The sequence below is a fragment of the Streptomyces sp. NPDC053493 genome (assembly GCF_044544825.1).
Classification (GTDB): domain Bacteria; phylum Actinomycetota; class Actinomycetes; order Streptomycetales; family Streptomycetaceae; genus Streptomyces.
Map to the genome: position 1 here is coordinate 305657 of NZ_JBITXS010000001.1, position 25076 is coordinate 330732.

Consider the following 25076-nt stretch of genomic DNA (forward strand, 5'->3'; position numbering starts at 1 on the left):
TGAGTTTGCCCGCTCCGGCAAGTCTCATCGTCGACAGTCGACGAGAGTCCAGGCCACGTCCCGTGGAGGAACCCATGACCCAGCTCCTGCGCGTACAGAACTTCAACGTCTCGGCGGACGGCGTCGCCGCCGGCGAGGACCAGACGCTGGAACGTCCGTTCGGCCATGTCGATCCCGGCCGGCTCTTCGCCTGGGCCGGTGCCACGGCGAGCTGGCCGATGCGCACCGACCCGGGCGGCAGCCGCGGTCTGGACGACTACTTCACCCGCGACTTCGCGCGGAACATCGGCGCCGAGATCATGGGCCGCAACAAGTTCGGTCCGCAGCGCGGCCCCTGGCAGGACCACGAGTGGCAGGGCTGGTGGGGCGAGGAGCCGCCGTTCCACACGCCGGTGTTCGTCCTGACCCACCACGAGCGGCCGTCGTTCACGCTCTCCGACACCACCTTCCACTTCGTCGACGCCGACCCGGCGACGGTCCTCGCCCGCGCCAAGGAGGCGGCCGACGGCAAGGACGTCCGGCTCGGCGGCGGCGTCACCACGATCCGGGAGTTTTTGGAGGCGGACCTGGTGGACACGCTGCACGTGGCGGTCTCGCCGATCAAGCTCGGCTCCGGGCTGCGGCTGTGGGAGTCGCCCGAGGAGCTGCTCGACCGCTTCCACCTGGACGTGGTGCCGAGCCCGAGCGGTGTGACGCACCACCTGTTCTGGCGGAAGTAGGCCCTCCGCGCGGGCGCGCCGGCCGTCAGGGACACCCCCTACAGGCGGCCGGCGGCCGTCACGGCGTCGTACGGGGAGCCCTGGTTGACGGTGGCCGGGTCGAAGGCGCCGGTGGCGGCGTAGCGGCAGGCGATCGCGGCGAGCTCCTCGGCCGGGATGACCTCGTGGATGTCGCCGAAGCCGTGCGGGGCGCGCCGGTGGGCGAGGTCGATGACGACCTCGGGGCCCTGCCGCCGGTTGGCCTGCTGGAGGGCGGTGGTGACCGGGCGGCGCTCGGCCTCGTAGGCGCGCAGGGCCTCGGCCGGGTCGGGGTGGCGGGCCAGGGCGTGCGCGAGGGCGCGGGCGTCGACGATCGACTGGCTGGCCCCGTTGGAGCCGATGGGGTACATGGCGTGGGCGGCGTCGCCGATGAGCGTGGTGCGGCCGTGGCTCCAGCGGTCGAGCGGCTCGCGGTCGACCATCGGGTACTCGTGGGCGGTCTCGGCGGCCCGCAGCACGTCGGTGACGCGTACGCCGTCGAACTCCCAGCCCTCGTAGTGGTGCAGGAAGGCGTCCACGCCGACGGGGCGGCTCCAGTCGCCGAACGCGCGGGCGTCGGGCACGCCGTCCGCGGGCCGGGCCAGCGCCCAGTTGACCAGGACCCGGCCGCCGGTGGGGCGGCTCATCGGGTAGACGACGGCCTTCTGCCGGTCGTCGCCGGCGATCAGCATGAAGCGGCCGGCGGCCTCGGCGGGCAGCCAGGAGACGCCGCGCCACACCAGCATCCCGTTCCACGGCGGCCGGCCCTCGCCCGGGTTGAGGGCGGCGCGGACGGCGGAGCGGATGCCGTCGGCGCCGACGAGCACGTCCGGGTCGAGCGAGGCCCGGCCGCCGCGCCCGCCGTTGTCGCGGTGTTCGAGGCACAGCCGGGGCCGCCCGTCGGGGTGCACGCCCACGCCGGTGACCCGTACGCCGGTCAGGACGGCGGTGGGCCCGAGCCGGTCCCGTACGGCGTCGCCGAGCACGCGCTGGAGGTGGGCGCGGTGGATCGACAGCTGGGGCCAGCGGTATCCGGCGCCCAGGCCGCGCGGTTCGCGGGAGATCAGCCCGCCGGAGCGGTGGTAGTAGCGCAGTTCGCGGGTGCGCAGGGCGGCGCCGGACTCCAGGTCGGCGAGCAGGCCGAGCGCGTCGAGTTCGCGGACGGCGCCGGGCATGAGGTTGAGTCCGGCGCCCACCGGCCGGGCCTGGCGGGCGGCCTCCACGACGGTGATCCGGGTGAAGCCGACGGCGTGCAGCGCCAGCGCGGCGGTGAGCCCGGCGATGCCGCCGCCGGCGATCACCACGTGGGGCGTGGCGGAGCTGTGGGGGGTCATGGGGATTCTCCTGGGGACGGTGGAGTCGGACTCAGGCGAAGGAGCGGCGCACCAGCGTCTCGTTGTCGCGGGTGAGGTCGAGGACGGTGCGGAGCAGGGCGACCGGGGCGCCGCCGCTGCCCTCCTCGTACAGGCGCAGCTCCTCGTCGTAGGCCTTGCGGGCGAGGGTGATGTGCCGGGCGCGGAACGACTTGAGGATCCGCAGGACGCGGGCCAGGGAGCGGGCGGAGGCGGCGAGTTCGGCGGGCAGCCGCTGCCCGCTCTCCCAGCTGAGGGCGGCGGACAGCTTGCTCACGGCGGAGACGCCGCCGTGGTGGCGGGCGTGGAAGGCGCGCCAGGACGGCAGGGCGTAGGGCAGCGAGTCGGTGAGGAAGGTGTCGTAGGCCGGGTCGGAGCGGTCGCACTGCCAGAGCGTCAGGTCGACCAGCCAGAGCGGGACCTGGGCGGCGGCGGGGCCGAGGTAGCTGCGCCCGTCGACGTCGATCTCCTCGAAGTAGGGGCGCAGGGTGCGCGCGAAGTACTCGGGCGTGACCTCGGCGACGGTCAGGTCGATGGCGTCGACGACGGACTGCACGTGGTGGGCGGTGCGGTCGAGGGCGAGGGCGAAGCCGGGGTCGTACGGTTCGAGCCGGGCGATGCGACCGCAGGCGTCGAGCGCGGAGACGAGCGCCGGGAACGACATCCGTACCGCTTCCTGGAGGTGGGCCTCCATGCGGTGGCCGGTGTACGAGCGGCAGCGCGGGCCTGACGGGTTCCAGGTCGTGTAGTGGTGGACGGTGTCGCGGGGCACCATGTCGGTGCGGCGGCCGAGGAGTTCCAGGACCGGCAGGACTTCCGGGACGGCGGCGACGGGCTGGATGCCGTGACGTTTCAGCGAGCCGAGCAGGATGCCGAGGTCCCGCATGGCGGCGAGGGCGTCGACGACGCTCCACTCGGCGGCCAGGTCCGGGTCGGGGACCAGGGCGCGCAGGGCGACGGTGAGCGCGGCCGTGTCGGCGTCGGCGTTCATCGCGGGCAGCGCGGCGAGCACGGCGTCCGCGCCGAGCGGATCGGCGGCGCGGATGTCGGATATCCGGTAGCGCGGGTCGGTTCGTTCGTCGAGTCCGGGCACGACGAGGTCGTACAGCGTCACGGAAAGCCCCCTCGGGAGAGGTAGGTGAGTGTCGGGGGTGGGCGGACCGCTCGGGGCAGCGGTCAGCGCGGGTCGCCCACCCGCTCCTGGCGCGGTGGCGCCGTGGCGGGGGCGGGCTGGCGCGGCCGGGCGGAGAGGAGCGCCGCGACGGCCGCGAAGGCCGCGCCGACGAGCAGCGCGGCCTGGAAGCCACCGGTCACGGTGGCGGGGGTGGGGGTTCCGGTGGTGCCGGTGACGGCGGTGGCCACGGCCACGAGGACGGCGAGCCCGAGCACCGAGCCGAACTGCTGGCTGGTGTTCACAAGGGCGCTGCTCAGGCCCGTCTCCTCGGGAGCGGCGTCCGCGGTGGCGGCGACGTTGGTGGTGACCACCACGAGCGGGAGCGCGACGCCCAGGATCAGGCTGGGCGCGAGCACGGTCGTGGCGAAGGTGCCGTCGGCGCGGAGCGCGAGCGCGAGCCACGCCGTGCCGGCGGTGAGCAGCAGGAAGCCCGCGGTCATGGTGCGGGCGAGACCGAGGCGCCGGACGATCCGGCCGGTCTGCGGGGCGACGGCGACGACGACCAGGGACAGCGGCAGGAGGCCGAGGCCGCCGCCGAGCGGTGTCGCGCCGAGCACGTCCTGGAGGTAGAGGCTGACCAGGAAGAACATCGGGAACAGCGCGGTCTGGGCGAGCGCGGCCAGCAGGTTGGCCCGTCGGAGCGCGGGCCTGCGCAGGACGGCGGGCGGCACGAGCGGTACGGCGGCCCGCCGCTCGACGGCCGCGAACACGCCGAGCAGCCCGGCCCCGCCGGCGCCGGCGGCCAGGGTCACCGGCGCCGTCCATCCGCGCTCGCCGCCGCCGACGAGGGCGTACGCGACGAGCCCGAGCCCGGCGGTGACGGTGACCGCACCGAGCAGGTCGAACCGGCGGGGCCCGGCGGGTCCGGCGGACCCGGCGCCCGTGGGGCCGGTGGGACGGAGGGCGAGGTCCGGCGGCCCCGGCGGCAGCAGGCGGGGGGCGAGGGCCGCGAGGACGGCGGCCGCGGCGACGTTCAGCCAGAAGGTGGAGCGCCAGCCGAGGGTGTCGGTGAGGACGCCGCCGAGCGCGGTGCCGAGGACGCCGCCCAGGCCGCCCATCGCGGCGAAGACGCCGAGCGCCTTGTGGCGGGCGGGCCCGTCGGGGAAGAGGACGAGCAGCAGGGCGAAGGCGGCGGCCGCGGCGAGCGCGGCGCCGATGCCCTGCGCGGCCCGGGCGGCGACCAGGGCGGCCGGGTTCGGGGCGAGCCCGCCGGCCGCGGAGGCGGTGGCGAGGAGGACGAGGCCGGCGAGGAACAGCCGCCGGTGGCCGAGCAGGTCGCCGGCGCGGCCGCCGAGCAGCAGCAGCCCGCCGAAGGTGATCAGGTAGGCGTTGGCGACCCAGGAGAGTTCCGCGGAGCCGGAGCCCAGTTCGGCGCCGACCGACGGCAGGGCGACGTTGACGATCGCCGTGTCCATGATCAGCAGCAGCTGGGTGGCGGCGAGCACCGCCAGGGCGCCCCGGGGCGCGGCGGCGGCCTTCACTTGACGGTCTCCAGGTCGTAGCCGTCGAGGCAGGCGCGGGCGAGCGCCTCGCAGTCGCCGGCGGCGCCCGCCCAGGTCTGCATGGTGAGGTAGACGTGCGGGGCGCCCTGGTAGAAGCGCTCGTACTGCTCGTGGCGGCCGGCGAACTCCGAACCGAGCGCGTCCCAGGCGAGTTTGAGGAGTTTGATCCGGTCCTCGGCCGCGTCACCCGGCGTGCGGACGTACGCGCGCACCAGCGGCCCGAGTTCGGGGTGCAGCAGGTCGCGGCCGCCGGCCGGGAGCTGGATCAGCGCGCTGCCCGCGAGGAGCTTGATGTCCTGCACGGCCCGCGGGTACAGCTCGCCGGCCATGATCCGCTGGGCGAAGGAGATCTCCTGCCCCGGCCGGACTCCGCCGCGCCCGCCGTCGACCTCCTCGAAGGACGCCTCGGCGGCGAGCACGAACGCCTTGGCCTGGGCGACCGCGCCGAGCAGCCGGCCGACGGCCTGGGTGACGGCGGGCAGCGTGTCGGTGCCGTTCGAACGGGTGATCAGGATGGCGAGACCGGTCAGGAACTCGAGCTTGGTCCAGAAGCGGGTCGCGGACTGGTGGGTGAAGTTCAGATAGGCCGGGGTCCGCCACCAGATCGCGGCGGTGGTGGCCGGGTCCCGATAGGTGAGCACCCGCTCCCAGGGCACGAAGACGTCCGCGTAGACGAGCAGCGCGTCGTTCTCGTCGTAGCGGGAGGACAGCGGCTGGTCGAAGACGGAGCGGGCCTGCTGCTCGTAGGAGGTGCGGGAGATCAGCTTGAGGCCGGGCGTGTCGACGGGCACGGCGAAGGTGACGGCGTGCTCGGTGTCGTCGGCCGCGAGCGGCTCGATGGTGCCGACGAGGATCTCGTCGGCGAAGACGGCGCCGGTGCCGACGGTCTTGGCGCCGCGCACGACGATCCCGTCGGCGCGTTCCTCGACGACCCGGACGGCTCCTTCGGCCGGGTTGGTCAGGGTGAACGCGCAGTGCAGGTCGCCCTCGGCGAGCCTGCGGTGGAAGGCGAGGGCCTGCTCGGAGCCGTCGAATCCCTCGCCGGTGAACACGGACGGCACGGCGGCGAAGCCGGCCGCGCCGGAGGCCATGTGGTCGGGCGTGCGGCCGAGGAAGCCGAAGCTCGCCTCCGCGCAGACCTTGTACGCGCGACGGCGGGCGACCAGTTCCTCGTACGAGCGGGGCACGGCGTACGCCCGGTGCACGCCGTTCTCGACGAGGACGGGCCGGAGCGCGGGATCGGCGGCGAGGTCGTGGATCCGGGCGAAGGAGGCCGCGGTGGCGCGGAAGGCGGGGTGGGCGGTGACGTCCTTGACGCGTTCGCCGTCGAGCCAGATCTCGCGCCCGTCGCGCAGGGCCTCCAGATACTCCTGCCCGGACCTCGTCACCGGTTGTCGCCTCTCCTCGGGGATGCCACGGGGTGTCGCTGCGGCTGTGCGCCGCCTTGAGCCTCCATGGCGTCCGGGGCCCGGGCAATGAACGACCGTCCAGGGCTCCTTAAGAACCGGCCAGTCCGGACGGGCCCGTTCCCCGGGCCCGTCCGGGGTTTTCAGGCCGCTTTCTCCTCCCCCGTCCGGTACTCGCCCGGTGTCATCCCGTACCACTTGCGGAAGGCGAGGTGGAAGCCGACCGCGCTCTGGTAGCCGACCCGGGCCGGGACGGCGGACTGGGGCAGCGAGGTCTCGGTGAGCAGCCGGGCGGCCTCCTGCATGCGGCGGCCGGTGAGGTGGCGGGCCGGGGACTCGCCGACGAGGTCGCGGAAGGCGGCGGTGAACGCGGAGCGGGACATGCCGACCTCGCGGGCGAGGGAGTCGATGGTCCAGGGCTCGGCGAAGCGGGTCGCGACGATCACGAGGGCGCGGCTGATGCCGGGGTGGCGGAGCACGGGCAGGGAGGCGGGGTTGCCGGCGAGTTCGCGCAGCAGCGGGCGCAGGGCCAGCACGAGGGCCATCTCGAAGGCGCGCAGCGTGATGAGCCGGTCGCCGGGGCCGACCGGCCGGTCGGCGGCGGCGAGCAGCCGCAGCGTGTCGCGCAGCAGCGGTTCGCGGTCGACCTGGGCGCCGTCGAGGACGAGGGCCCAGGGCAGCGACCGGTAGAGGCCGGTGGCGGCGCTGGCGTCGTAGTGGAGCCCGGCGCACAGCAGCCGGCTCTCGGCCCCGGTGCCCTCGATGCGGATCTCGCCCGAGGTGCCGGGCTGCCGTTCGGGCAGCACGGCCTTGAGCGGCACGCCCTGGCGGTCGGGGCGGTCGGAGAGCCGGTGGGCGGTGCCGGTGGGGAAGACGATGAGGTCGCCGGCGCGCAGTTCGAGCGGGGTGTGGCCGGCGGCGGTGATCCAGCAGCCGCCCTCGACGATGTAGTGGAGGACGGCGCAGCTCTGTTCGGCGTCGCCCTCGATGGCCCAGGGTGCGCTGACGTGCCAGCGGCTGTCGAAGACGCCGGTGAGACGGAGCGGTTTGAGCAGTTCGCTCAGCAGGTCGTCGTGCTCGGCCCCGTTTCGGCCGGCCTGCGCGCAGCCGGTATGACGGTCAGTGCCCTGGGTACCCACGATGTCCATGGACGATCCTTCAACTTCCGCCCCTGATTGTTAATTGAACGGATGAAGCCGCCGCGACCAGCCTGGAAAGACGTGGAGAACGGCAACGGTCACAGCCTATCGAAGGGCCTCATCGACACATGTCCAGTCAGAATCCGATGCGGGTGGCGGTCGTGGGCGCGACCGGTTTCCAGGGCGGTGCCGTGGCCCGTCTGCTGGCCGAGCGGAAGCATCGCGTCCGCACGCTGACGCGGCGCCCCGACGGTGACCGGCCGCCGCTGCCGGGCACCGAGTTCGTGCCGGGCGAGCTCGGCGACGCGCGGAGCGTGCGGCGGCTGTTCGAGGGCACCACGCACGCCTTCGTCACGATGCCGCTGGTGTACGAGACGGAGCGGGTCCGCGACTACGCCCGCACCCTCGCCCGGGCGGCCCGCGACGCGGGGGTGGAGCGACTGGTCTTCAACAGCAACACCCGGGTGCCGCAGGCGCCGACCACCGTACCGGCGTTCGAGACGCGGCGGCTCGCGGAGGAGGTGTTCCGGGACAGCGGCGTGCCGCTGGTGGTCGTCCGGCCGCCGGTGTACCTGGACAACCTGTTCTCGCCGTGGAACGGGCCGGCGCTGGTGAACGAGGGCATCCTCGCCTATCCGCTGCCGGCGGCCACGCCGACCGCCTGGATCTCGCACCGGGACCTGGCGGAGGCGGCGTACGCGGCGCTGACCGGCGAGGGCCTGGAGGGACGGACGTTCGACATCGGCGGTGCGCTGTCGCTGACCGGCGCCGACCTGGCGGCGGCTTTCGGCCGGGGCCTGGGCCGCGAGGTGCGGTACGTGGCGCTGCGGCCGGAGCTGTTCGAGCGCGGGCTCGCCCAGCTCCTGGGTCCGGAGACGGCGGCCGGGGTGGCCGGCATCTACCACTACATGGCGACCGGCGGCGACCCGCTGCTGATGGCGGGTGACGACGGCGTGTCGGCCGAGACGCTGGCGGTGAGCCCGGCACCGGTGGAGGAGTGGGTGACCCGTCAGCCCTGGCAGGTCTGGTCCAGCGACACGGAGGAGCAGCCCGCCTGAGCGCGTCCGCGTCCGCGCGCCGCGCCCGCGCCTCCGCGCGCCCCGCTCGGCGGGGCCGCGGAAACCGACCTCCCGGGTCCGGGGCCACGGACCGGACCCGGGAGCAACCGGCCCCGTCCCACAAGGACGGGGCCGGTTTCTTGTCCGGGACGTGTTCTTGTCCGTACGGCTACGCCCTAGTAGTTAACAAAGCGCCGGATTGCCCACCCGAAAACCGTGGGAAGGCTCCTCCCCGTACCCCGCTGTACTCCCTCCAGCCCCGCCATCCGAGTGAACGCGCAACGGAGCGGCCATGCCCGCAACTCACAGGCCGTCGACGGAGCTAGAAAGAGCGCACACCACCCGCACCCTCGCGAACCGTCAGGTGATGCCGTGAAACCGCTCATGGGACGCATTCCCGTACTGGACGTCCGCCCGCTGGTCGACTGTGGCCGCCGCCCCGCCAAGGCGGTGGTGGGCGAGACCTTCGAGGTCACCGCCACCGTGTTCCGGGAGGGCCACGACGCGGTCGCCGCCAATGTGGTGCTGCGCGGCCCGTCCGGCCGGCCGGGGCCCTGGACCCCGATGCGCGAACTGGCCCCCGGCACGGACCGGTGGGGCGCCGAGGTCACCCCGGACGCCGAGGGCCTGTGGTCGTACACGGTCGAGGCGTGGAGCGACCCGATGGAGACCTGGCGGCGCACCGCCAGGATCAAGATCCCGGCCGGCATCGACTCCGAACTGGTCCTCGCCGAGGGCGCGGAGCTGCACGAGCGGGCCGCGAAGGGCGTGCCGAAGAAGGGCGGCGGCCGGGAGGTGGTGCTCGCCATCGCGGACGTGCTGCGCGACGAGTCGCGGCCGGCCGCGGTCCGGCTCGCGGCGGCCCTCGCGCCCCAGGTGCTCGCGGCCCTGGAGCGCCACCCGCTGCGCGAACTGGTGTCGAAGTCCCCGTCGTTGCCGTTGCGGGTGGAGCGGGAGCGGGCGCTGTTCGGCTCCTGGTACGAGTTCTTCCCGCGCTCCGAGGGCGTGCGGAAGGTGCGCGGCCGCACCGTGCCCGGCACCTTCCGGACCGCCGCCGAGCGGCTGCCGGCGATCGCGGCGATGGGTTTCGACGTGATCTACCTGCCGCCGGTCCACCCGATCGGCGTGACCCACCGCAAGGGCCCGAACAACTCGCTGTCGGCGAGCCCCGAGGACGTGGGCGTGCCGTGGGCGATCGGTTCGCCGGAGGGCGGGCACGACGCCGTGCACCCGGACCTGGGCACGATCGAGGACTTCGACGCGTTCGTGGCCCGGGCGCGCGAGCTGCGGCTTGAGGTGGCGCTGGACTTCGCGCTGCAGTGTTCGCCGGACCATCCGTGGGTGGAGAAGCACCCGGAGTGGTTCACCCGCCGGCCGGACGGTTCGATCGCGTACGCCGAGAACCCGCCGAAGAAGTACCAGGACATCTATCCGATCGCGTTCGACCAGGACATGGACGGCATCGTCGCGGAGACGGTGCGGGTGCTGCGTCACTGGATGGACCACGGGGTACGCATCTTCCGCGTCGACAACCCGCACACCAAGCCGGTGGTGTTCTGGGAGCGGGTGATCGGCGAGATCAACGGCACCGACCCGGACGTGATCTTCCTGGCGGAGGCCTTCACCCGGCCCGCGATGATGCGCGCGCTGGGCGCGGTCGGTTTCCAGCAGTCGTACACGTACTTCACCTGGCGCAACACCAAGGAGGAGCTCACGGAGTACCTGACGGAGCTGTCCGGGGAGGCGGCGGCGTACATGCGGCCGAACCTCTTCGTGAACACGCCGGACATCCTGCACGCCTATCTCCAGAACGGCGGGCGGCCGGCCTTCGAGGTGCGGGCGGTGCTCGCCGCGACCCTCTCCCCCGCCTGGGGCATGTACGCCGGGTACGAGCTGTGCGAGAACACCGCGGTGCGCGAGGGCAGCGAGGAGTACCTGGACTCGGAGAAGTACCAACTGCGGCCGCGCGACTGGGAGTACGCGGAGCGCTCCGGCCGCTCGATCGCCCCGCTGATCACCTCCCTCAACCGGATCAGGCGCCGTCACCCGGCTCTCCGCCGGCTGCGGAACCTGACCTTCCACTCGACCGACAACGGCGCCGTCCTCGCGTACAGCAAGCGTTCGGGCCCGAACACCGTTCTGGTGGTCGCCAACCTCGACCCCCACCACACCCAGGAGGCCACGGTCTCGTTGAACATGCCGGAACTCGGCCTCGCCTGGCACGAGTCCGTGCCGGTGCGCGACGAGCTCACCGGCGAGACCTATCACTGGGGCAGGGCCAACTACGTGCGTCTGGAACCGGGTGTCACGCCGGCGCACGTCCTCGTCCTGCGACCGTCCCCGCAGACCGGAGGGTCACCCACATCATGACTGTCAACGAACCCGTCCCCGACACGTTCGAGGACACGCCCGCCAGGGACCGCGATCCCGACTGGTTCAAGCGGGCGGTCTTCTACGAGGTCCTGGTCCGTTCCTTCCAGGACAGCAACGGCGACGGCGTCGGCGACCTGAAGGGCCTCACGTCCCGCCTGGACTACCTCCAGTGGCTGGGCGTGGACTGCCTCTGGCTGCCGCCGTTCTTCGCCTCGCCGCTGCGGGACGGCGGTTACGACGTCGCCGACTACACCTCGGTGCTGCCCGAGTTCGGCGACCTGGCCGACTTCGTGGAGTTCGTGGACGCGGCCCACGCGCGCGGGATGCGCGTGATCATCGACTTCGTCATGAACCACACCAGTGACGCCCACCCGTGGTTCCAGCAGTCGCGGTCCGACCCGGACGGCCCGTACGGGGACTACTACGTCTGGGCCGACGACGACAAGCAGTACGCGGACGCCCGGATCATCTTCGTCGACACCGAGACCTCCAACTGGACCTTCGACCCGGTCCGCAAGCAGTACTACTGGCACCGCTTCTTCTCCCACCAGCCGGACCTCAACTACGAGAACCCGGCGGTGCAGGAGGAGATCCTGTCCGCGCTGCGCTTCTGGCTGGACCTGGGCATCGACGGCTTCCGGCTCGACGCCGTGCCGTACCTCTACCAGGAGGAGGGCACCAACTGCGAGAACCTGCCCGCCACCCACGCCTTCCTCAAGCGGGTCCGCAAGGAGATCGACGACCACTACCCGGACACGGTGCTGCTCGCCGAGGCCAACCAGTGGCCGGAGGACGTGGTCGACTACTTCGGCGACTTCCGCTCCGGCGGCGACGAGTGCCACATGGCCTTCCACTTCCCGGTGATGCCGCGGATCTTCATGGCCGTGCGGCGCGAGTCCCGCACGCCGGTCTCGGAGATCCTGGCGAAGACCCCGCAGATCCCGTCCGGCTGCCAGTGGGGCATCTTCCTGCGCAACCACGACGAGCTCACCCTCGAGATGGTCACGGACGAAGAGCGCGACTACATGTACGCCGAGTACGCCAAGGACCCGCGGATGCGGGCCAACATCGGCATCCGGCGGCGGCTCGCCCCGCTCCTCGACAACGACCGCAACCAGATGGAGCTGTTCACCGCGCTGCTGTTCTCGCTGCCCGGCTCGCCGGTGCTGTACTACGGCGACGAGATCGGCATGGGCGACAACATCTGGCTGGGCGACCGGGACGGCGTGCGCACGCCGATGCAGTGGACGCCGGACCGCAACGCGGGCTTCTCGTCCTGCGATCCGGGCCGGCTCTACCTGCCGGCCATCATGGACCCGGTGCACGGCTACCAGGTGACCAACGTGGAGGCGGGCATGGCCTCGCCGTCCTCGCTGCTGCACTGGACGAAGCGGATGATCGAGATTCGCAAGCAGAACCGTGCCTTCGGGCTCGGCTCGTACACCGAACTCCCGTCGTCCAACCCGGCGGTGCTCGCCTTCCTGCGCGAGGCGGAGGACGATCTCGTGCTCTGCGTGAACAACTTCTCGCGGTTCGCGCAGCCGACCGAGCTGGACCTGCGCCGCTTCGACGGGGCGCGGCCGGTGGAGCTGATCGGCGGGGTGAAGTTCCCGCCGATCGGACAGTGGCCGTATCTGCTCACGCTGGCCGGACACGGGTTCTACTGGTTCCGCCTCACGCGATCCTGACGTACCGTCAATTGTGTTCTGTCCCGTGTGGGGCGGTTTCCCCCGCCCCACACCGGGAACTGTGTCCCACACACGATTCAGGTCAGCTCAGGTCCATACGGGCCTTCTTGCCCGACCCGTACGGATCTTCCCCCTCCGACACGTCCCGCACAGCCGGACAGCCGAAGCCGCCATCCGGGACAATCTGCGCATTTGAACGCCTATGAACTCCCTTTGCGCACCCCGGGGAAAGGACGCGATGCCATGCCGGAGACCGCCTCCACCAGCGCATCCACCACCCGGGCCACGGACGCCCTCCTTCCGTCCCTGACGCCCCTGCTCCACACCTGGCTGCCCCGGCAGCGCTGGTTCGCGGGCAAGGGCCGCCGGGTCACCGGATTCACGCTGGACGCGGCCACCGAGCTGCTGCCGTTGGACGGCCCCGGACCCGGCCTCCTCCATCTGCTCGTACGGGTCGAGCAACCCGGCCGCCCGGCCGGCACGCCCGCCGACTGCTACCAGGTCCTGCTCGGCGTACGAAGCCAGCTGCCGCCACGCCTCGCCCCCGCCCTGATCGGGCGGGTCCGGCAGGGCCCGCTGGCCGGCCGGGCCGTCTACGAAGGGCTGCGCGACCCGCGGCTCGCCGGACTGCTCTACGAACGGCTGCGCAGCCCCGGCCGGAGCGGCCCGCTGCGCTTCCACGCGACGGCTCCGCTGCCGCCGGCGCTCGCGCCGCGGATGCTCGACACGGAGCAGTCCAACTCGTCGCTGGTCTACGGAGATTCGTTCATCCTGAAGATCTTCCGGCGGGTCAGCCCGGGCGCCAACCCGGACCTGGAGCTGCCGCTCGCGCTCGCCCGGGCCGGCTGCGACCGGGTGCCCGCGCCGGTCGCCTGGTTCGAGACGGGCGCCGCGACGCTCGGCGTGCTCCAGCCCTATCTGCGCGACTCGCGGGACGGTTGGCGCCTCGCGCTCGACGCGCTGGCCGACGGCCGGGAGTTCACCACGGAGGCGCGGGCCCTCGGCCGGGCCACCGCCGAGGTCCACCTCGCGCTCGCGACCGCGCTGCCCACCGAGCGGCTGCGGCGCGACCGGGCCGAGCACCTGGCCGCGGCCATGGACGCGCGGCTGCACGCGGCGGCCCAGGCGGTGCCGGCGCTGCTGCCGTACGTGCCGGGACTGCGGGCGGTCTTCGCGGCGGCCGGCGACTCGCTCGGCGCGGGCCGGCTCCAGCGCATCCACGGCGACCTGCACCTGGGGCAGACGCTGCGGGGCTCGGACGGCGCCTGGGCCGTGATCGACTTCGAGGGCGAGCCGGCGAAGCCGCTGGACGAACGGCGCAGCGTGCAGCCGCCGGTCCGCGACATCGCCGGCATGCTGCGCTCCTTCGACTACGCGGCCCGCACCCACCGCCCCTGGAACGCCGACTGGGCCGTCCGCTGCCGCGCCGCGTACTGCGCCGGCTACGCGGAGGCATCCGGCACCGACCCGCGCGAGCACCCGGCCCTGCTGCGCGCCTACGAGACCGACAAGGCGGTCTACGAGGTCCTCTACGAGGCCCGCCACCGCCCCGACTGGCTCCCGGTCCCGATGTCCGCCATCCATCGCCTGGCGGACAGCACGTGACCTTCCCCGGTCCCCGGCCCGGCTCCCGGCGGGCCGGGCCGACCCGTTCGGCGCAACAAGTTGGCCGCTCCACCCGGGCGCGGCCTGCGGCGGGCCGGACGCGCCCGTTCGGCCGAGTGTCCCGAGCGGACCGCGCCGCGTTGCGCTTGCGTGGATACCGCCGCACCCCGACCACCCCTCTCCCCCTCAACAGGAGGCATTCCGGTGACCCCCCGATCCGCAGGCAGGACCGCCCGCAAGCCGAAGACGCCCGCTCCCCGGGCGGAGGCCCAGCCGGATCCGGCCGACACCGCGGTACGGAAGGCGCCGCCGCTGGACCCCGGTGACCGGGGCCGGCTGCTCGCCGGCGAGCACCACGACCCGCACGGCCTGCTCGGCGCCCACCCGGTCAAGGGCGGTGTCGCCGTGCGCGTCCTGCGCCCGTGGGCCACGGAGGTGGCGGTCCTGGCCAAGGGCAGGCGGTACGTCCTGGCCGACGAGGGCGACGGCCTCTTCTCCGGCGTGCTGCCGCTGCTGCGCAAGGTCCCGGAGTACGAGCTGCGGATCCGCTACGACGGCGACGAGCTGGCCGTCCACGACCCGTACCGCTTCCTGCCCGCCCTCGGCGAGCTCGACCTGCACCTGATCGGCGAGGGCCGGCACGAGGAGCTGTGGACGGCGCTCGGCGCCCGCGTCATGACCCATCAGGGCGTGGCCGGCACCCGCTTCACGGTCTGGGCGCCGAACGCCCGCGGAGTGCGGGTCACCGGCGACTGGACGTACTGGGACGGCTCCGCGCTGCCGATGCGCTCGCTCGGCTCGACCGGCGTGTGGGAGCTGTTCGTGCCGGGCGTCGGCGAGGGCGCGGTCTACAAGTTCGACATCGCCCGGCCCGACGGCTCGCACACGCTGCGCGCCGACCCGATGGCCCGCCGCACCGAGTGCCCGCCGAACACCGCCTCCGTCGTCACCGCCGACCACCACGTGTGGCGGGACGAGGAGTGGATGGCCCGGCGCGGTGCCCGCCCGCACCACGAGTCGCCACTGTCCGTCTACGAGGTGCACCTGCCGTCCTGGCGGCCGGGCCTCACCTACCGCGAGCTCGCCGAGCAGCTTCCCGCGTACGTCGCCGACCTCGGCTTCACGCACGTGGAGTTCATGGCGGTCTCCGAGCATCCGTTCCACGGCTCGTGGGGCTACCAGGTCACCGGCTTCTACGCCCCGACCGCCCGCCTCGGCACGCCGGACGACTTCCGCCATCTGGTGGACGCGCTGCACCGGGCCGGGATCGGGGTCCTGATGGACTGGGTGCCGGCGCACTTCCCGCGCGACGACTGGGCGCTCGCGGAGTTCGACGGGCGGCCGCTGTACGAGCACGAGGACCCGCGCCGCTCCGCGCACCCGGACTGGGGCACGCTGGAGTTCGACTACGGCCGCAAGGAGGTGCGCAACTTCCTGGTCGCCAACGCCGTGTACTGGTGCGAGCAGTTCCACCTCGACGGCCTGCGGGTGGACGCGGTCGCCTCGATGCTCTACCTCGACTACTCGCGCGAGCACGGCGAGTGGCTGCCGAACGAGTTCGGCGGGCGGGAGAACCTGGACGCGGTGGCCTTCCTCCAGGAGATGAACGCCACCGTGTACAAGCGCTGCCCCGGCGTGATCACCTTCGCCGAGGAGTCGACCGCCTGGGACGGGGTGACCCGGCCGACCGACCAGGTGGGCCCGGGCGGCTTCGGCGGGCTCGGCTTCGGCATGAAGTGGAACATGGGCTGGATGCACGACTCCCTCGGCTACGTGTCGAAGGACCCGGTGCACCGCAAGTACCACCACCACGAGATGACCTTCTCGATGGTGTACGCGTACAGCGAGAACTACATCCTGCCGATCTCCCACGACGAGGTCGTGCACGGCAAGCAGGCGCTGGTGTCGAAGATGCCGGGCGACTGGTGGCAGCGGCGCGCCAACCACCGCGCCTACCTGGGCTTCATGTGGGCCCACCCGGGCAAGCAACTCCTCTTCATGGGGCAGGAGTTCGCCCAGGGCTCGGAGTGGTCGGTGGAGCACGGCCCGGACTGGTGGCTGCTCGACCCGTCCTACGGCGCGGCCGACGACCACCGGGGCGTACGGGACCTGGTGCGGGACCTGAACACGGTGTACACGGCGACGCCGTCGCTGTGGGAGCGGGACACCTCGCCCGAGGGCTTCCAGTGGATCGCGGGCGACGCCGCCGACGACAACGTCTTCGCCTTCCTCCGCTTCGACGCCGCCGGCGCCCCGCTGCTGGCCGTGTGCAACTTCTCGCCGGTGGTGCGGCACGACTACCGGCTCGGGGTGCCGGACACCTTCGCGGCCTGGGCCGAGGTGCTCAACACCGACGCGGCCCGCTACGGCGGCGGCGGCGTGGTGGGCACCGACCCGGTGAAGACCGAGTCGGTGCCGTGGCACGGGCGGCCGGCGAGCGTGCGGATGACGCTGCCGCCGCTGGCGACGGTGTGGCTCAGGCCCGCCTGACGATCCCGAGCCGCTGGGTGGCCCGGGTCAGCGCCACGTACAGGTCGTTGACGCCGTGCGGGGCGCCGGCCCGGATGCCGTCCGGGTCGACGACGAGGACCGTGTCGAACTCCAGGCCCTTGGCCTGCCGGGGATCGAGCAGCACCACACGGCGGGTCAGGTCGGGCTCGGCCCCGTAGGAGGCGTCGGGCAGGGCGGCGCGCAGCTCGGCGTGCAGGGCCTCGGGCGCGATGACGGCGAGCCGGCCGTCCTCCCGCTCCCTGAGTTCGGCGGCCACCGCGTCGGCGGTCTCCTTCACCGGGTCCTCGGCCTCCCTGTCCCAGGGCCGGACGCCCGTGGAGCGCACCGAGCGCGGCGGCTCGAAGTCCGGGTCCGCCGAGCGGCGCACATCGGCGGCGACGGCCATGATCTCGGCCGGCGTGCGGTAGTTGACGCCGAGCCGTACGAGTTCCCAGCGGTCCTCCACGAACGGGGCGAGGATCTCCCGCCAGGAGCCGACACCGGCCGGGTCGCCGGTCTGCGCCGGGTCGCCGACCAGGGTCATCGAGCGGGTCGGGCTGCGGCGCATGAGGAGCCGCCACAGCATCGCGGACAGCTCCTGCGCCTCGTCGACGATGATGTGCCCGAAGGCCCAGGTGCGGTCGGCCGCGGCGCGTTCGGCGGCGCTGCGGTGGTCGGCCTCCTCGTGACGGTCGGCGAAGCGCTCGGCGTCGATGATGTCGTGCGCGGACAGCACCTCGGAGGCGTCCTTGTCGAGCTCCTCCTTGTCCTCGAACTCGTAGGTGCGGGAGGCGAAGGACACGTCGAGGACGCCCTGCGCGTACTGGATCCGCTTCTGCCGCTCGGCCTCCTCGGCGACGCGGGCGGCGGAGTCGTCCTCGCCGAGCAGTTCGGCGGCCTCGTCGAGCAGCGGCACGTCGGCGGGCGTCCACGGCCCGCCGTCGGTGCGCCGGATCGCCGCCAGGTCCGCCTCGTCGTCCAGGTGGGTGGGCTCGGCGAGGTAGTCGGCGAGGAACTCCTGCGGGGTGAGCGCGGGCCACAGGGTGTCGAGGGCGGTGTGCACCTCGGGGTTGGCGGCGACGCCCTTGGCCAGCAGGGCGCGGTCGTCGGGGCCGAGGAAGTTGGGGCCGCCGTAGGGGTCGGCGCCGATGCGGTCCGCGAGCTGTTCGGCGAGCGCGTCGAGGATGTGGAAGACGAAGTAGGGCCGGGCGAGGTTGTGCGGCAGGAAGGTCTCGCGCGCCTTGTGCCGTGCCTCCAGGGCCATGTCCCAGTCGATGACGAGGTCGCCGTCCTCGTGCGGGACGATCAGCGGCGCGCCGCGTTCGGGGACCCGCTGGCGGTCGCGCACGGCCTCGGCCAGGGCGTCGGCCATCCGCGCCGATCCCTTGACGGCGGCGGCGCGCGGGCTGTCGGTGGCGGTGGCCCGGACACCGGGGAACAGCTCGCCGGGCGTGGCGAGCAGGACGCCGGTCTCGCCGAGGGAGGGCAGCACGTTGCCGATGTAGCCGAGGAAGGCCGGGTTGGGTCCGACGATGAGCACGGCGCGCTTGGCGAGCTGCTCGCGGTGGGCGTAGAGCAGATACGCGGCGCGGTGCAGGGCGACGGCGGTCTTGCCGGTGCCCGGGCCGCCCTCGACGACGAGGACGCCGCCGTGCGGGGAGCGGATGATGGCGTCCTGCTCGGCCTGGATGGTCTGCACGATGTCGTGCATGCGGCCGGTGCGGGCGGCGTCGAGCGCGGCGAGCAGGACCTCGTCGGCGTCGCGGTTCTCGTGACCGGTGCGGGTGGTGTCGGCGAGGTCGAGGACCTCGTCGTGGAGCGAGACGACCTCGCGGCCGTGGGTGGTGATGTGGCGGCGGCGGGTGAGGCCCATGGGCGCGTAGCCGGTGGCGAGGTAGAAGGGCCGGGCGACGTCGGCGCGCCAGTCGACGACGAGCGGGGTGCGGTGGGCGTCGTCGCGGCGGATGCCGAGGCGGCCGATGTGGTGGTCGCGGCCGTCCTGGAAGACGAGCCGCCCGAAACACAGCCCGGTCTCACCCGCGTTGAGCGCCGCGAGCAGTCCGGACTGCTCGGCGACGAGCACGTCCCGCTCCAGGCGTGCCTGGGCGCTGCCCTCGCCGGGCGTGGCGAGGGCCCGGGCGACGCCGGCCTCGGCCTGGTCCCTCAGGTCGTCGAGTCGTGCGTAGAGCTCGGTGATGAACTGCTGCTCTTTCCGAAATTCCTCGGTTGACAATTCGACTCCCGGCGCGATACGGTGCGTTTAGTGAAGTGGTCCGCGTCTCTGCTATGCCCAGAAATGCGGCCAGACACGGAACCTCCCAATATACGCGACGCACGACCCCGGCTGTCCATTCTAGTCCGGGGCTTTTTTGTGTCCGCGGAAAATCCCGTGCGCGGCCGACCGCTGCCGGGCTAGCGTGGCGCCCATGAAGCGTGCCGCTGTGATCACGACGACGCCGGAGAGTGTCCCGGCGCGCTGACAGCTGTCTGTGCCGAAAGCCCCGGGGCGAGTGCCCCGGGGCTTCGTCGTGCCGCCCGGGCACTCGCTCCTCCACCCATCGCGACGAGGAGTGACCGTGAACGCCGAGAAGACCGTCGACCACCGCAGGCTGGGCCGCGCACTCGACCTGTTCGACACCGACCCACTGATCGGGGCCGGACTGCCCTACTGGCTGCCCGACGGCGCCGTCGTACGGCATGCGCTGGAGGAGTACGTACGCGAGGCCGAGCGCCGGGCCGGATACCGGCACGTGTACTCACCGGTGCTCGGGAAGCGGGAGTTGTACGAGATCTCCGGGCACTGGTCGCACTACGCCGAGGACATGTTCCCGCCCATGGAGGTCGGCGGGGAGCAGTTCGTGATGCGGCCCAGCCTCTGCCCGCACCATGCCGTGATCTTCCGTTCCCGCCCGCACAGCTACCGTGAACTCCCGCTGAGGATGGCCGAGTTGGGCGGCATGTACCGCTCCGAGCTGTCCGGCGTGCTCGGCGGCCTCACCCGGGTGCGGGCCATCCAGCTCAACGACGCCCACATCTTCTGCACCCTCGACCAGGTCGCCGACGAGGCCGCCGCCGCGCTCGGCCTGATCCGCGAGGCGCACGCCGCGATGGGCGTCCGGCCGGTCCGCCACCGGCTCTCGCTGCCCGGGCCCGGCGGCAAGTACGTGGCCGCGCCCGAGAAGTGGGAGCGCTCGATCGCCCTGCTCCGCGAGGTCCTGGACGCCTCCGGGCTCGACTACGAGGAGGCGGAGGGCGAGGCCGCGTTCTACGGGCCGAAGATCGACGTGCAGGTCGCCGACCCGGCCGGCCGCGAGTCGACCCTCTCCACCGTCCAGATCGACTTCCACCAGCCCGAACGGTTCGACCTGCGCTACACCGGCGCCGACGGCGCCCGGCACCGGCCCGTGATGATCCACCGCTCGGTCGTCGGCAGCGTGGAGCGCGCCGTCGCCCACCTCGTCGAGCACCACGCCGGCGCCTTCCCCGCCTGGCTCGCGCCGCTCCAGCTCGCCGTGCTTCCCGTCTCCGGCGACCAGTGCGGCGCCGCCGCCGAACTCGCCGGCCGGGCCGCCGCGCACGGCCTGCGCGCCGAGGTCCTCGCCCCGGACCACGGCAGTCTGGGCGCCCGGATCCGCGCGTCCCGCCTCGTCCCGTACCAGGCGGTCGTCGGCGCCGAGGAGGCCGCCGACGGCCGGGTCTCCGTACGGCTCCGCGACGGCCGCCGCCTCGGCCCGCTGCCCGCCGCCGAACTCGTCGACCGCGTGGCGCGGGCGGTGGCGGCGCACACCACCGAGCTGTGGGACTAGGCCGTCTCCTCCGGACCAGGCCGGATCAGCGGACGTCCGCGAGCTCCTCCAGGAGGCGGCGCTTGGGACGGGCGCCGACCAGGGACTTCACGGGCTCGCCGGCCCGGAAGACCATCAGGGTCGGCATGGACAGGATGCCGTACCGGCTCATGGTCTGCGGATTGGTGTCCGCGTCGATCTGGACGACCTTCAGCCGGCCGGCCTCCTCCTCGGCGACGGCGCTCAGGACCGGCGCCAGCTGGCGGCACGGCCCGCACCAGTCCGCGGTGAACTCCACGAGCACCGGAAGCTCCGCCTCCAGCACCTCCGCGTCGAAATCGAAGTCGGTCACCTCGGCCACACCCCGCGCTCGGATCATCTTCCTCGCCCTCCCAGTTCGCACGTCGGTTCCGGGCCGCCCGGCAGCTCCGCCTCGGCCCGCAGCAGCTGCGCGCCGACCTGGGCGCGCACGTTCTGCAGCTGTTCGATGAGTCCGTCGAGCTCGGCGAGCTTGCGCCGGTAGACGGCGATCGACGCCGGACACGCGTCGCCCGCCGGGTGGCCGGCCCGCAGGCACTCCACGAACGGCCGGGTCTCCTCCAGTTCGAACCCGAAGTCCTGCAGGGTCCGGATCTGCTGGAGGAGACGCAGGTCGTCCTCGTCGTAGGTGCGGTAGCCGTTCTCCGTACGCCGTGAGGTCAGCAGACCGCGGGACTCGTAGTAGCGCAGAGTCCGCGTGGTCGTGCCCGCCCGCTCGGCCAGCTCGCCGATTCTCATGCCGACGAACGTACGCCTTGACGCCCACGTCAAGGCAAGCGGCGGCGGCTCAGGACGGCGGGAGCAGTGGCCTCTGCTCGACGGGAGAGGACAGGACGACCGAGGTCGTGGTCCGGCCGAGGGCGGAGGTCTGCGCCAGGATCTCCTCCAGGTGCCCGGTGTCGGTCACGGCGACCTTGAGGATCCAGCAGTCCTCGCCGACCACGTGGTGGACCTCACGGATCTCCGGGCGGGCGGTGAGCTCCAGGGTGCGGGGATGGGTGAGGGTGTAGCCGCCGTGCGGGTTGACGCGGATGAAGGCCTGGATGCCGTAGCCGAGACGGGCGGGCGCGACCTGGGCGCCGTAACCGGTGATCGCGCCGCAGGCCTCCAGGCGGCGGACCCGTTCGGTGACGGCGGCGGGGCTGAGCCGGACCCGGCGGCCGAGCTCGCTGAGCTTGATGCGGCCGTCGCTCTGCAGCAGGTCCAGGATCTGCCGGTCGATGGGGTCGAAGGCGCCCGCCGAGGTTTCGACGGCGGCGGGGCGCGGCGGCCGTGGTTCCTTCGGCGATACGGCCCGGACTCCCATGTTTCCCCCTTCAGATGACGAGCGCACACCGTAACACTGGTGCCCATGGACATTCTGATCATCGGCGGCAACCGTTATTTCGGAAAGCGGCTCACCAGCGCGCTGCTCGGCGCGGGCCATCAGGTCACGGTGCTCAATCGCGGTTCCTCGCCCGCGCCGGAAGGAACCCTTTCCCTGACCGCGGACCGGAATGACGAGGCCGCGCTCGAAAAGGCCCTTTCCGGGCGGAGTTTCGACGTCGTCGTCGACCAGGTCTGCTACACACCGCGCCAGGCGGACATCGCCCGGCGGGTGTTCGCGGGGCGGACCCGGCGCTATGTGATGACCTCGACGGTGGAGGTGTACGCGTACGAGGACTCCGCGGTGCCCGTCACCGAGGACGTCCTCGACCTGGGCGCGGTGGCGGTGGACCTCGGACTGCCGTGGGAGGACCCGGAGTTCCTGGAGGCGCACTACGGAGAGGGAAAGCGGCAGGCGGAGGCGGTGTTCGCGGCCGCGGGCGCGCCGTTCGCGTGGACGTCGGTTCGGGTGGCGCACGTGCTGGGCGGCGCGGACGACTTCACCGGGCGGGTCGGCCACTACGCGCGGCGGATCCGGGCGGGCGAGCCGATCGCGGTGCCGGCGGTGAACCGGCCGGCGACGTACGTGTACGTGGAGGAGATCGCCGCGTTCCTCGCGTGGGCGGCCGAGGCGGAATTCACCGGGCCGGTGAACGCGCATTCCCACGGCGCGCTGACGACGGCCCGGATCTGCGCGGAGATCGAGGAACTGGTGGGCGGCCGGACTGTTTTCCAGGAGGTGGAGGTGGGCGAGGTCAGCCCGTTCTCGTTCGCCCGTGGATACGCGATGGACAATTCCCGGGCCGAGGCCCTCGGTTTCCGTTTCCGTGATTCCTCGGAATGGCTGCGGCAGGCGCTTTCCGAGACGGTCGGGGCGGAGGTGGAGGCCTGATGCGGTACCGCACGCTGGGCGGTGTGACGGTGAGCGCGATCGGGCTCGGCGCGATGCCGCTGTCGATCGAGGGACACCCGGACGCGGCGCGCGCGGTCGCCACCGTCCACGCCGCCCTGGACGCCGGAGTGACGCTGCTGGACACGGCCGACTCCTACCATCCGCCGGGCGGGGAGCCGGGCGCGAACGAGCGGCTCGTGGCCCGCGCGCTCGCCGCGTACGGCGGCGACCGGGACGCGGTGCTCGTCGCCACCAAGGGCGGCCGCGGGCGAAGCGCCGACGGCGGCTGGACGGTCGACGGCCGGCCCGAACACCTGCGGCGCGCGGCCGAGGCATCGGCGCGGCGGCTCGGCGGCGGCGCGATCGGCCTCTACCAGCTGCACAAGCCGGACCCGGCCGTCCCGTACGCCGAATCCCTCGGCGCGCTCCGCGACCTGCTGGACGCCGGTACGGTGCGGCTCGCCGGCGTCTCTAACGTGGACCGCGAGCAGATCCTGCTGGCCCGGGAGATCCTGGGCGACCGTCTGGTCTCCGTGCAGAACCGCTACTCGCCGGCCGTCCGCGACGCCGAGCCCGAACTGCGGCTGTGCGCCGAGCTCGGTCTCGCCTTCCTGCCGTGGAGCCCGCTCGGCGGGATCTCGCGCAGCTCCCTCGACGGACCCTCGTCGCAGGACGCGGACCCGCGCTTCGCGGCCTTCCACCGCCTGTCCCGGGCCCGTGGCGTCAGTCCGCAGCGGCTCGCCCTCGCCTGGCTCCTGGGCCGCCCGGGCACCGTCCTCCCGATCCCGGGCGCGAGCCGCCCGGAGACCGTCCGCGACTCCGCGGCCGCGGCGGACCTGACGCTGACGGAGGAGGAGCTGACGGAGCTGGGCGGGTGACGCGGCCATGCCCCGGCCGGTGGCCGGGCGGGCCCGGTGACCGGCCGGGGCGTGGGCCGGGCGGGGCGTGGGCCGGGCGGGGCGTGGGCCGGGCGGGGCGTGGGTCAGGCGTGGGCCGGGCGGGTGTCGAGACGCCCCCGGTCGCGCCATCGCGACCGGGGGCGTTTCGCGCACCGGGGCCCGGATCCGGCTCAAGGCCCGGGACCCGGGGGCATCAGACGCCGGCGCGGGCCTTCTCCTCGCCCTCGTCCGAGCGCTGGGCGGGCGGCTGCGGGCCGTGGGCGTCGTCGAGGAGGGTCGTCTCGTCGAAGGGGACGCGGCCGGCGAGCACCTCGGTCACCCGGGACTTGTCGATCTCCTTGGTCCAGGTGCCGACGAGGACGGTGGCGACGGCGTTGCCCGCGAAGTTGGTGAGGGCGCGGGCCTCGCTCATGAAGCGGTCGATGCCGACGATCAGGCCGACGCCGTCGACGAGTTCCGGGCGGTGCGACTGCAGGCCGCCGGCGAGCGTGGCGAGGCCCGCGCCCGTGACGCCCGCCGCGCCCTTCGAGGCGATGATCATGAAGACGAGGAGGGAGATCTGCTCGCCGAGGGAGAGCGGGTTGCCCATCGCCTCGGCGACGAAGAGCGAGGCCATCGTCAGATAGATCGCGGTGCCGTCGAGGTTGAAGGAGTAGCCGGTCGGGACGGTGATGCCGACCACCGGCTTGCTGACGCCCAGGTGCTCCATCTTCGCGATCAGCCGCGGCAGCGCCGACTCGGACGACGAGGTCGACAGGATCAGCAAGAACTCGCGGCCCAGGTACTTCAGCAGCGCCAGGATGTTGACGCCGGCCACCACCCGCAGCAGCGTGCCGAGCACCAGGAAGACGAACAGCGCGCAGGTCACGTAGAAGCCGATCATGATGACGGCGAGCGACTTCAGCGCGGCGGCGCCCGTCGCGCCGACCACCGCGGCCATCGCGCCGAACGCGCCGACCGGCGCCGCCCACATGATCATCGCCAGCACGCGGAACACCAGCCGCTGGATGTGCCCGATGCCGCGCAGCACCGGCTCGCCCGCCGCGCCCATCGCCTGCAGCGCGAAGCCCGTGAGCAGGGCGACGAGGAGGGTCTGGAGCACCTCGCCCTCGGTGAAGGCGGAGACCAGGGTCTTGGGGATGATCCCGAGCAGGAAGTCGGCCGTGCCCTCGCTCGCGCCCTCGGCCTGCTTCGCGCCGGCCTCCGCGAGGTCCTTGGTCAGGTGCAGACCGGAGCCGGGCTCAAGGATGTTGCCGACGACCAGGCCGATGGCGAGCGCGACGGTCGACATGACCAGGAAGTAGCCGAGGGCGAGCCCGCCGACGGCGCCGACCTTGGCGGCCTTGCGCACCGAGCCGACCCCGAGGACGATCGTGCAGAAGATGACGGGCGAGATCATCATCTTGATGAGGTTCACGAAGCCGGTGCCGAGCGGCTTGAGCTCCACGGCGAAGCCGGGCGCCACGAAGCCGACGGCGATGCCGAGCAGGACGGCGCCGATCACGGCCAGATACAGATAGTGGGTGCGGTCCCGTCGTGCGGCCACGGGGTCCTCCTCGTACTCGGGGGTGT

General features: G+C 73.0%; 19 protein-coding genes. 9 read left to right on the plus strand and 10 right to left on the minus strand.

Annotated elements, in window-relative coordinates:
• Positions 1-74: 74 nt before the first annotated feature.
• Positions 75-719, plus strand: coding sequence for a dihydrofolate reductase family protein (locus tag ACIGO8_RS01325; RefSeq protein ID WP_399722580.1), 645 nt, complete (start codon positions 75-77; stop codon positions 717-719).
• A gap of 38 nt (positions 720-757) precedes the next feature.
• Here the strand turns inward: ACIGO8_RS01325 and ACIGO8_RS01330 are convergent, their stop codons facing one another.
• The 5 genes from ACIGO8_RS01330 to ACIGO8_RS01350 form a co-directional block, all read right to left on the minus strand.
• Positions 758-2071 carry an FAD-dependent monooxygenase gene (locus ACIGO8_RS01330; protein WP_399722582.1) on the minus strand — a complete coding sequence of 438 codons (1314 nt, stop codon included), beginning with the start codon at positions 2069-2071 and terminating at the stop codon, positions 758-760.
• A gap of 31 nt (positions 2072-2102) precedes the next feature.
• Positions 2103-3203, minus strand: coding sequence for a monodechloroaminopyrrolnitrin synthase PrnB family protein (locus tag ACIGO8_RS01335; protein ID WP_399722584.1), 1101 nt, complete (start codon positions 3201-3203; stop codon positions 2103-2105).
• Between the two features lie 62 nt (positions 3204-3265).
• Entirely contained in the window at positions 3266-4744 is a 1479-nt protein-coding gene (locus ACIGO8_RS01340) for an MFS transporter (protein ID WP_399722586.1), read from the minus strand.
• The gene (locus ACIGO8_RS01345; protein ID WP_399722587.1) at positions 4741-6153 is read right to left on the minus strand and encodes a 4-hydroxyphenylacetate 3-hydroxylase family protein; all 1413 of its coding nucleotides are present in this window, start codon (positions 6151-6153) and stop codon (positions 4741-4743) included. Before ACIGO8_RS01345 ends, ACIGO8_RS01340 begins: the two co-directional genes overlap by 4 nt.
• Before the next feature lie 161 nt (positions 6154-6314).
• Entirely contained in the window at positions 6315-7310 is a 996-nt protein-coding gene (locus ACIGO8_RS01350; protein ID WP_399724239.1) for an AraC family transcriptional regulator, read from the minus strand.
• Between the two features lie 128 nt (positions 7311-7438).
• On the opposite strand from ACIGO8_RS01350, the gene ACIGO8_RS01355 reads away from it, so the two are divergent.
• From ACIGO8_RS01355 to glgB, 5 genes are all read left to right on the plus strand, one after another.
• The gene (locus tag ACIGO8_RS01355; RefSeq protein WP_399722589.1) at positions 7439-8368 is read left to right on the plus strand and encodes an SDR family oxidoreductase; all 930 of its coding nucleotides are present in this window, start codon (positions 7439-7441) and stop codon (positions 8366-8368) included.
• A 384-nt stretch (positions 8369-8752) separates the two neighbouring features.
• Positions 8753-10738 carry an alpha-1,4-glucan--maltose-1-phosphate maltosyltransferase gene (locus ACIGO8_RS01360; RefSeq protein WP_399722591.1) on the plus strand — a complete coding sequence of 662 codons (1986 nt, stop codon included), beginning with the start codon at positions 8753-8755 and terminating at the stop codon, positions 10736-10738.
• Entirely contained in the window at positions 10735-12429 is a 1695-nt protein-coding gene (gene treS / locus ACIGO8_RS01365; RefSeq protein ID WP_399722593.1) for a maltose alpha-D-glucosyltransferase, read from the plus strand. The genes ACIGO8_RS01360 and treS overlap by 4 nt, the downstream gene beginning before the upstream one ends.
• 243 nt (positions 12430-12672) lie before the next feature.
• Positions 12673-14034, plus strand: a complete 1362-nt coding sequence (locus ACIGO8_RS01370) for a maltokinase (RefSeq protein WP_399722595.1) — start codon at positions 12673-12675, stop codon at positions 14032-14034.
• Between the two features lie 204 nt (positions 14035-14238).
• Positions 14239-16524 (plus strand): 1,4-alpha-glucan branching enzyme, encoded by a 2286-nt coding sequence (gene glgB, locus ACIGO8_RS01375; RefSeq protein ID WP_399722597.1) that lies wholly within the window; start codon positions 14239-14241, stop codon positions 16522-16524.
• Here glgB and ACIGO8_RS01380 read toward each other — a convergent pair.
• Entirely contained in the window at positions 16511-18757 is a 2247-nt protein-coding gene (locus ACIGO8_RS01380) for a HelD family protein (RefSeq protein ID WP_399722599.1), read from the minus strand. The two genes, glgB and ACIGO8_RS01380, sit on opposite strands and share 14 nt — an antisense overlap.
• Before the next feature lie 337 nt (positions 18758-19094).
• Here ACIGO8_RS01380 and thrS point away from each other — a divergent pair, with 337 nt between their 5' ends.
• The gene (thrS, locus tag ACIGO8_RS01385; protein ID WP_399722601.1) at positions 19095-20330 is read left to right on the plus strand and encodes a threonine--tRNA ligase; all 1236 of its coding nucleotides are present in this window, start codon (positions 19095-19097) and stop codon (positions 20328-20330) included.
• 25 nt (positions 20331-20355) lie between these two features.
• On the opposite strand, the gene trxA is transcribed toward thrS, so the two are convergent.
• The 3 genes from trxA to ACIGO8_RS01400 are packed head-to-tail and all read right to left on the minus strand — an operon-like array spanning position 20356 to position 21654.
• The gene (trxA, locus tag ACIGO8_RS01390) at positions 20356-20688 is read right to left on the minus strand and encodes a thioredoxin (RefSeq protein WP_399722602.1); all 333 of its coding nucleotides are present in this window, start codon (positions 20686-20688) and stop codon (positions 20356-20358) included.
• Positions 20685-21086: a MerR family transcriptional regulator gene (locus tag ACIGO8_RS01395; protein WP_399722604.1), complete on the minus strand. Its 402-nt coding sequence runs from the start codon at positions 21084-21086 to the stop codon at positions 20685-20687. The genes trxA and ACIGO8_RS01395 overlap by 4 nt, the downstream gene beginning before the upstream one ends.
• 49 nt (positions 21087-21135) lie before the next feature.
• On the minus strand, positions 21136-21654 hold the full coding sequence (locus tag ACIGO8_RS01400) for an Lrp/AsnC family transcriptional regulator (RefSeq protein ID WP_399722606.1): 519 nt from the start codon (positions 21652-21654) through the stop codon (positions 21136-21138).
• A gap of 45 nt (positions 21655-21699) precedes the next feature.
• Here ACIGO8_RS01400 and ACIGO8_RS01405 point away from each other — a divergent pair, with 45 nt between their 5' ends.
• Positions 21700-22605: an NAD-dependent epimerase/dehydratase family protein gene (locus tag ACIGO8_RS01405; protein WP_399722608.1), complete on the plus strand. Its 906-nt coding sequence runs from the start codon at positions 21700-21702 to the stop codon at positions 22603-22605.
• Positions 22605-23483 carry an aldo/keto reductase gene (locus tag ACIGO8_RS01410; protein ID WP_399722610.1) on the plus strand — a complete coding sequence of 293 codons (879 nt, stop codon included), beginning with the start codon at positions 22605-22607 and terminating at the stop codon, positions 23481-23483. Before ACIGO8_RS01405 ends, ACIGO8_RS01410 begins: the two co-directional genes overlap by 1 nt.
• 214 nt (positions 23484-23697) lie before the next feature.
• Here ACIGO8_RS01410 and ACIGO8_RS01415 read toward each other — a convergent pair whose 3' ends face one another.
• Positions 23698-25050 carry a cation:dicarboxylate symporter family transporter gene (locus tag ACIGO8_RS01415; protein WP_399722612.1) on the minus strand — a complete coding sequence of 451 codons (1353 nt, stop codon included), beginning with the start codon at positions 25048-25050 and terminating at the stop codon, positions 23698-23700.
• Between the last annotated feature and the right edge of the window lie 26 nt (positions 25051-25076).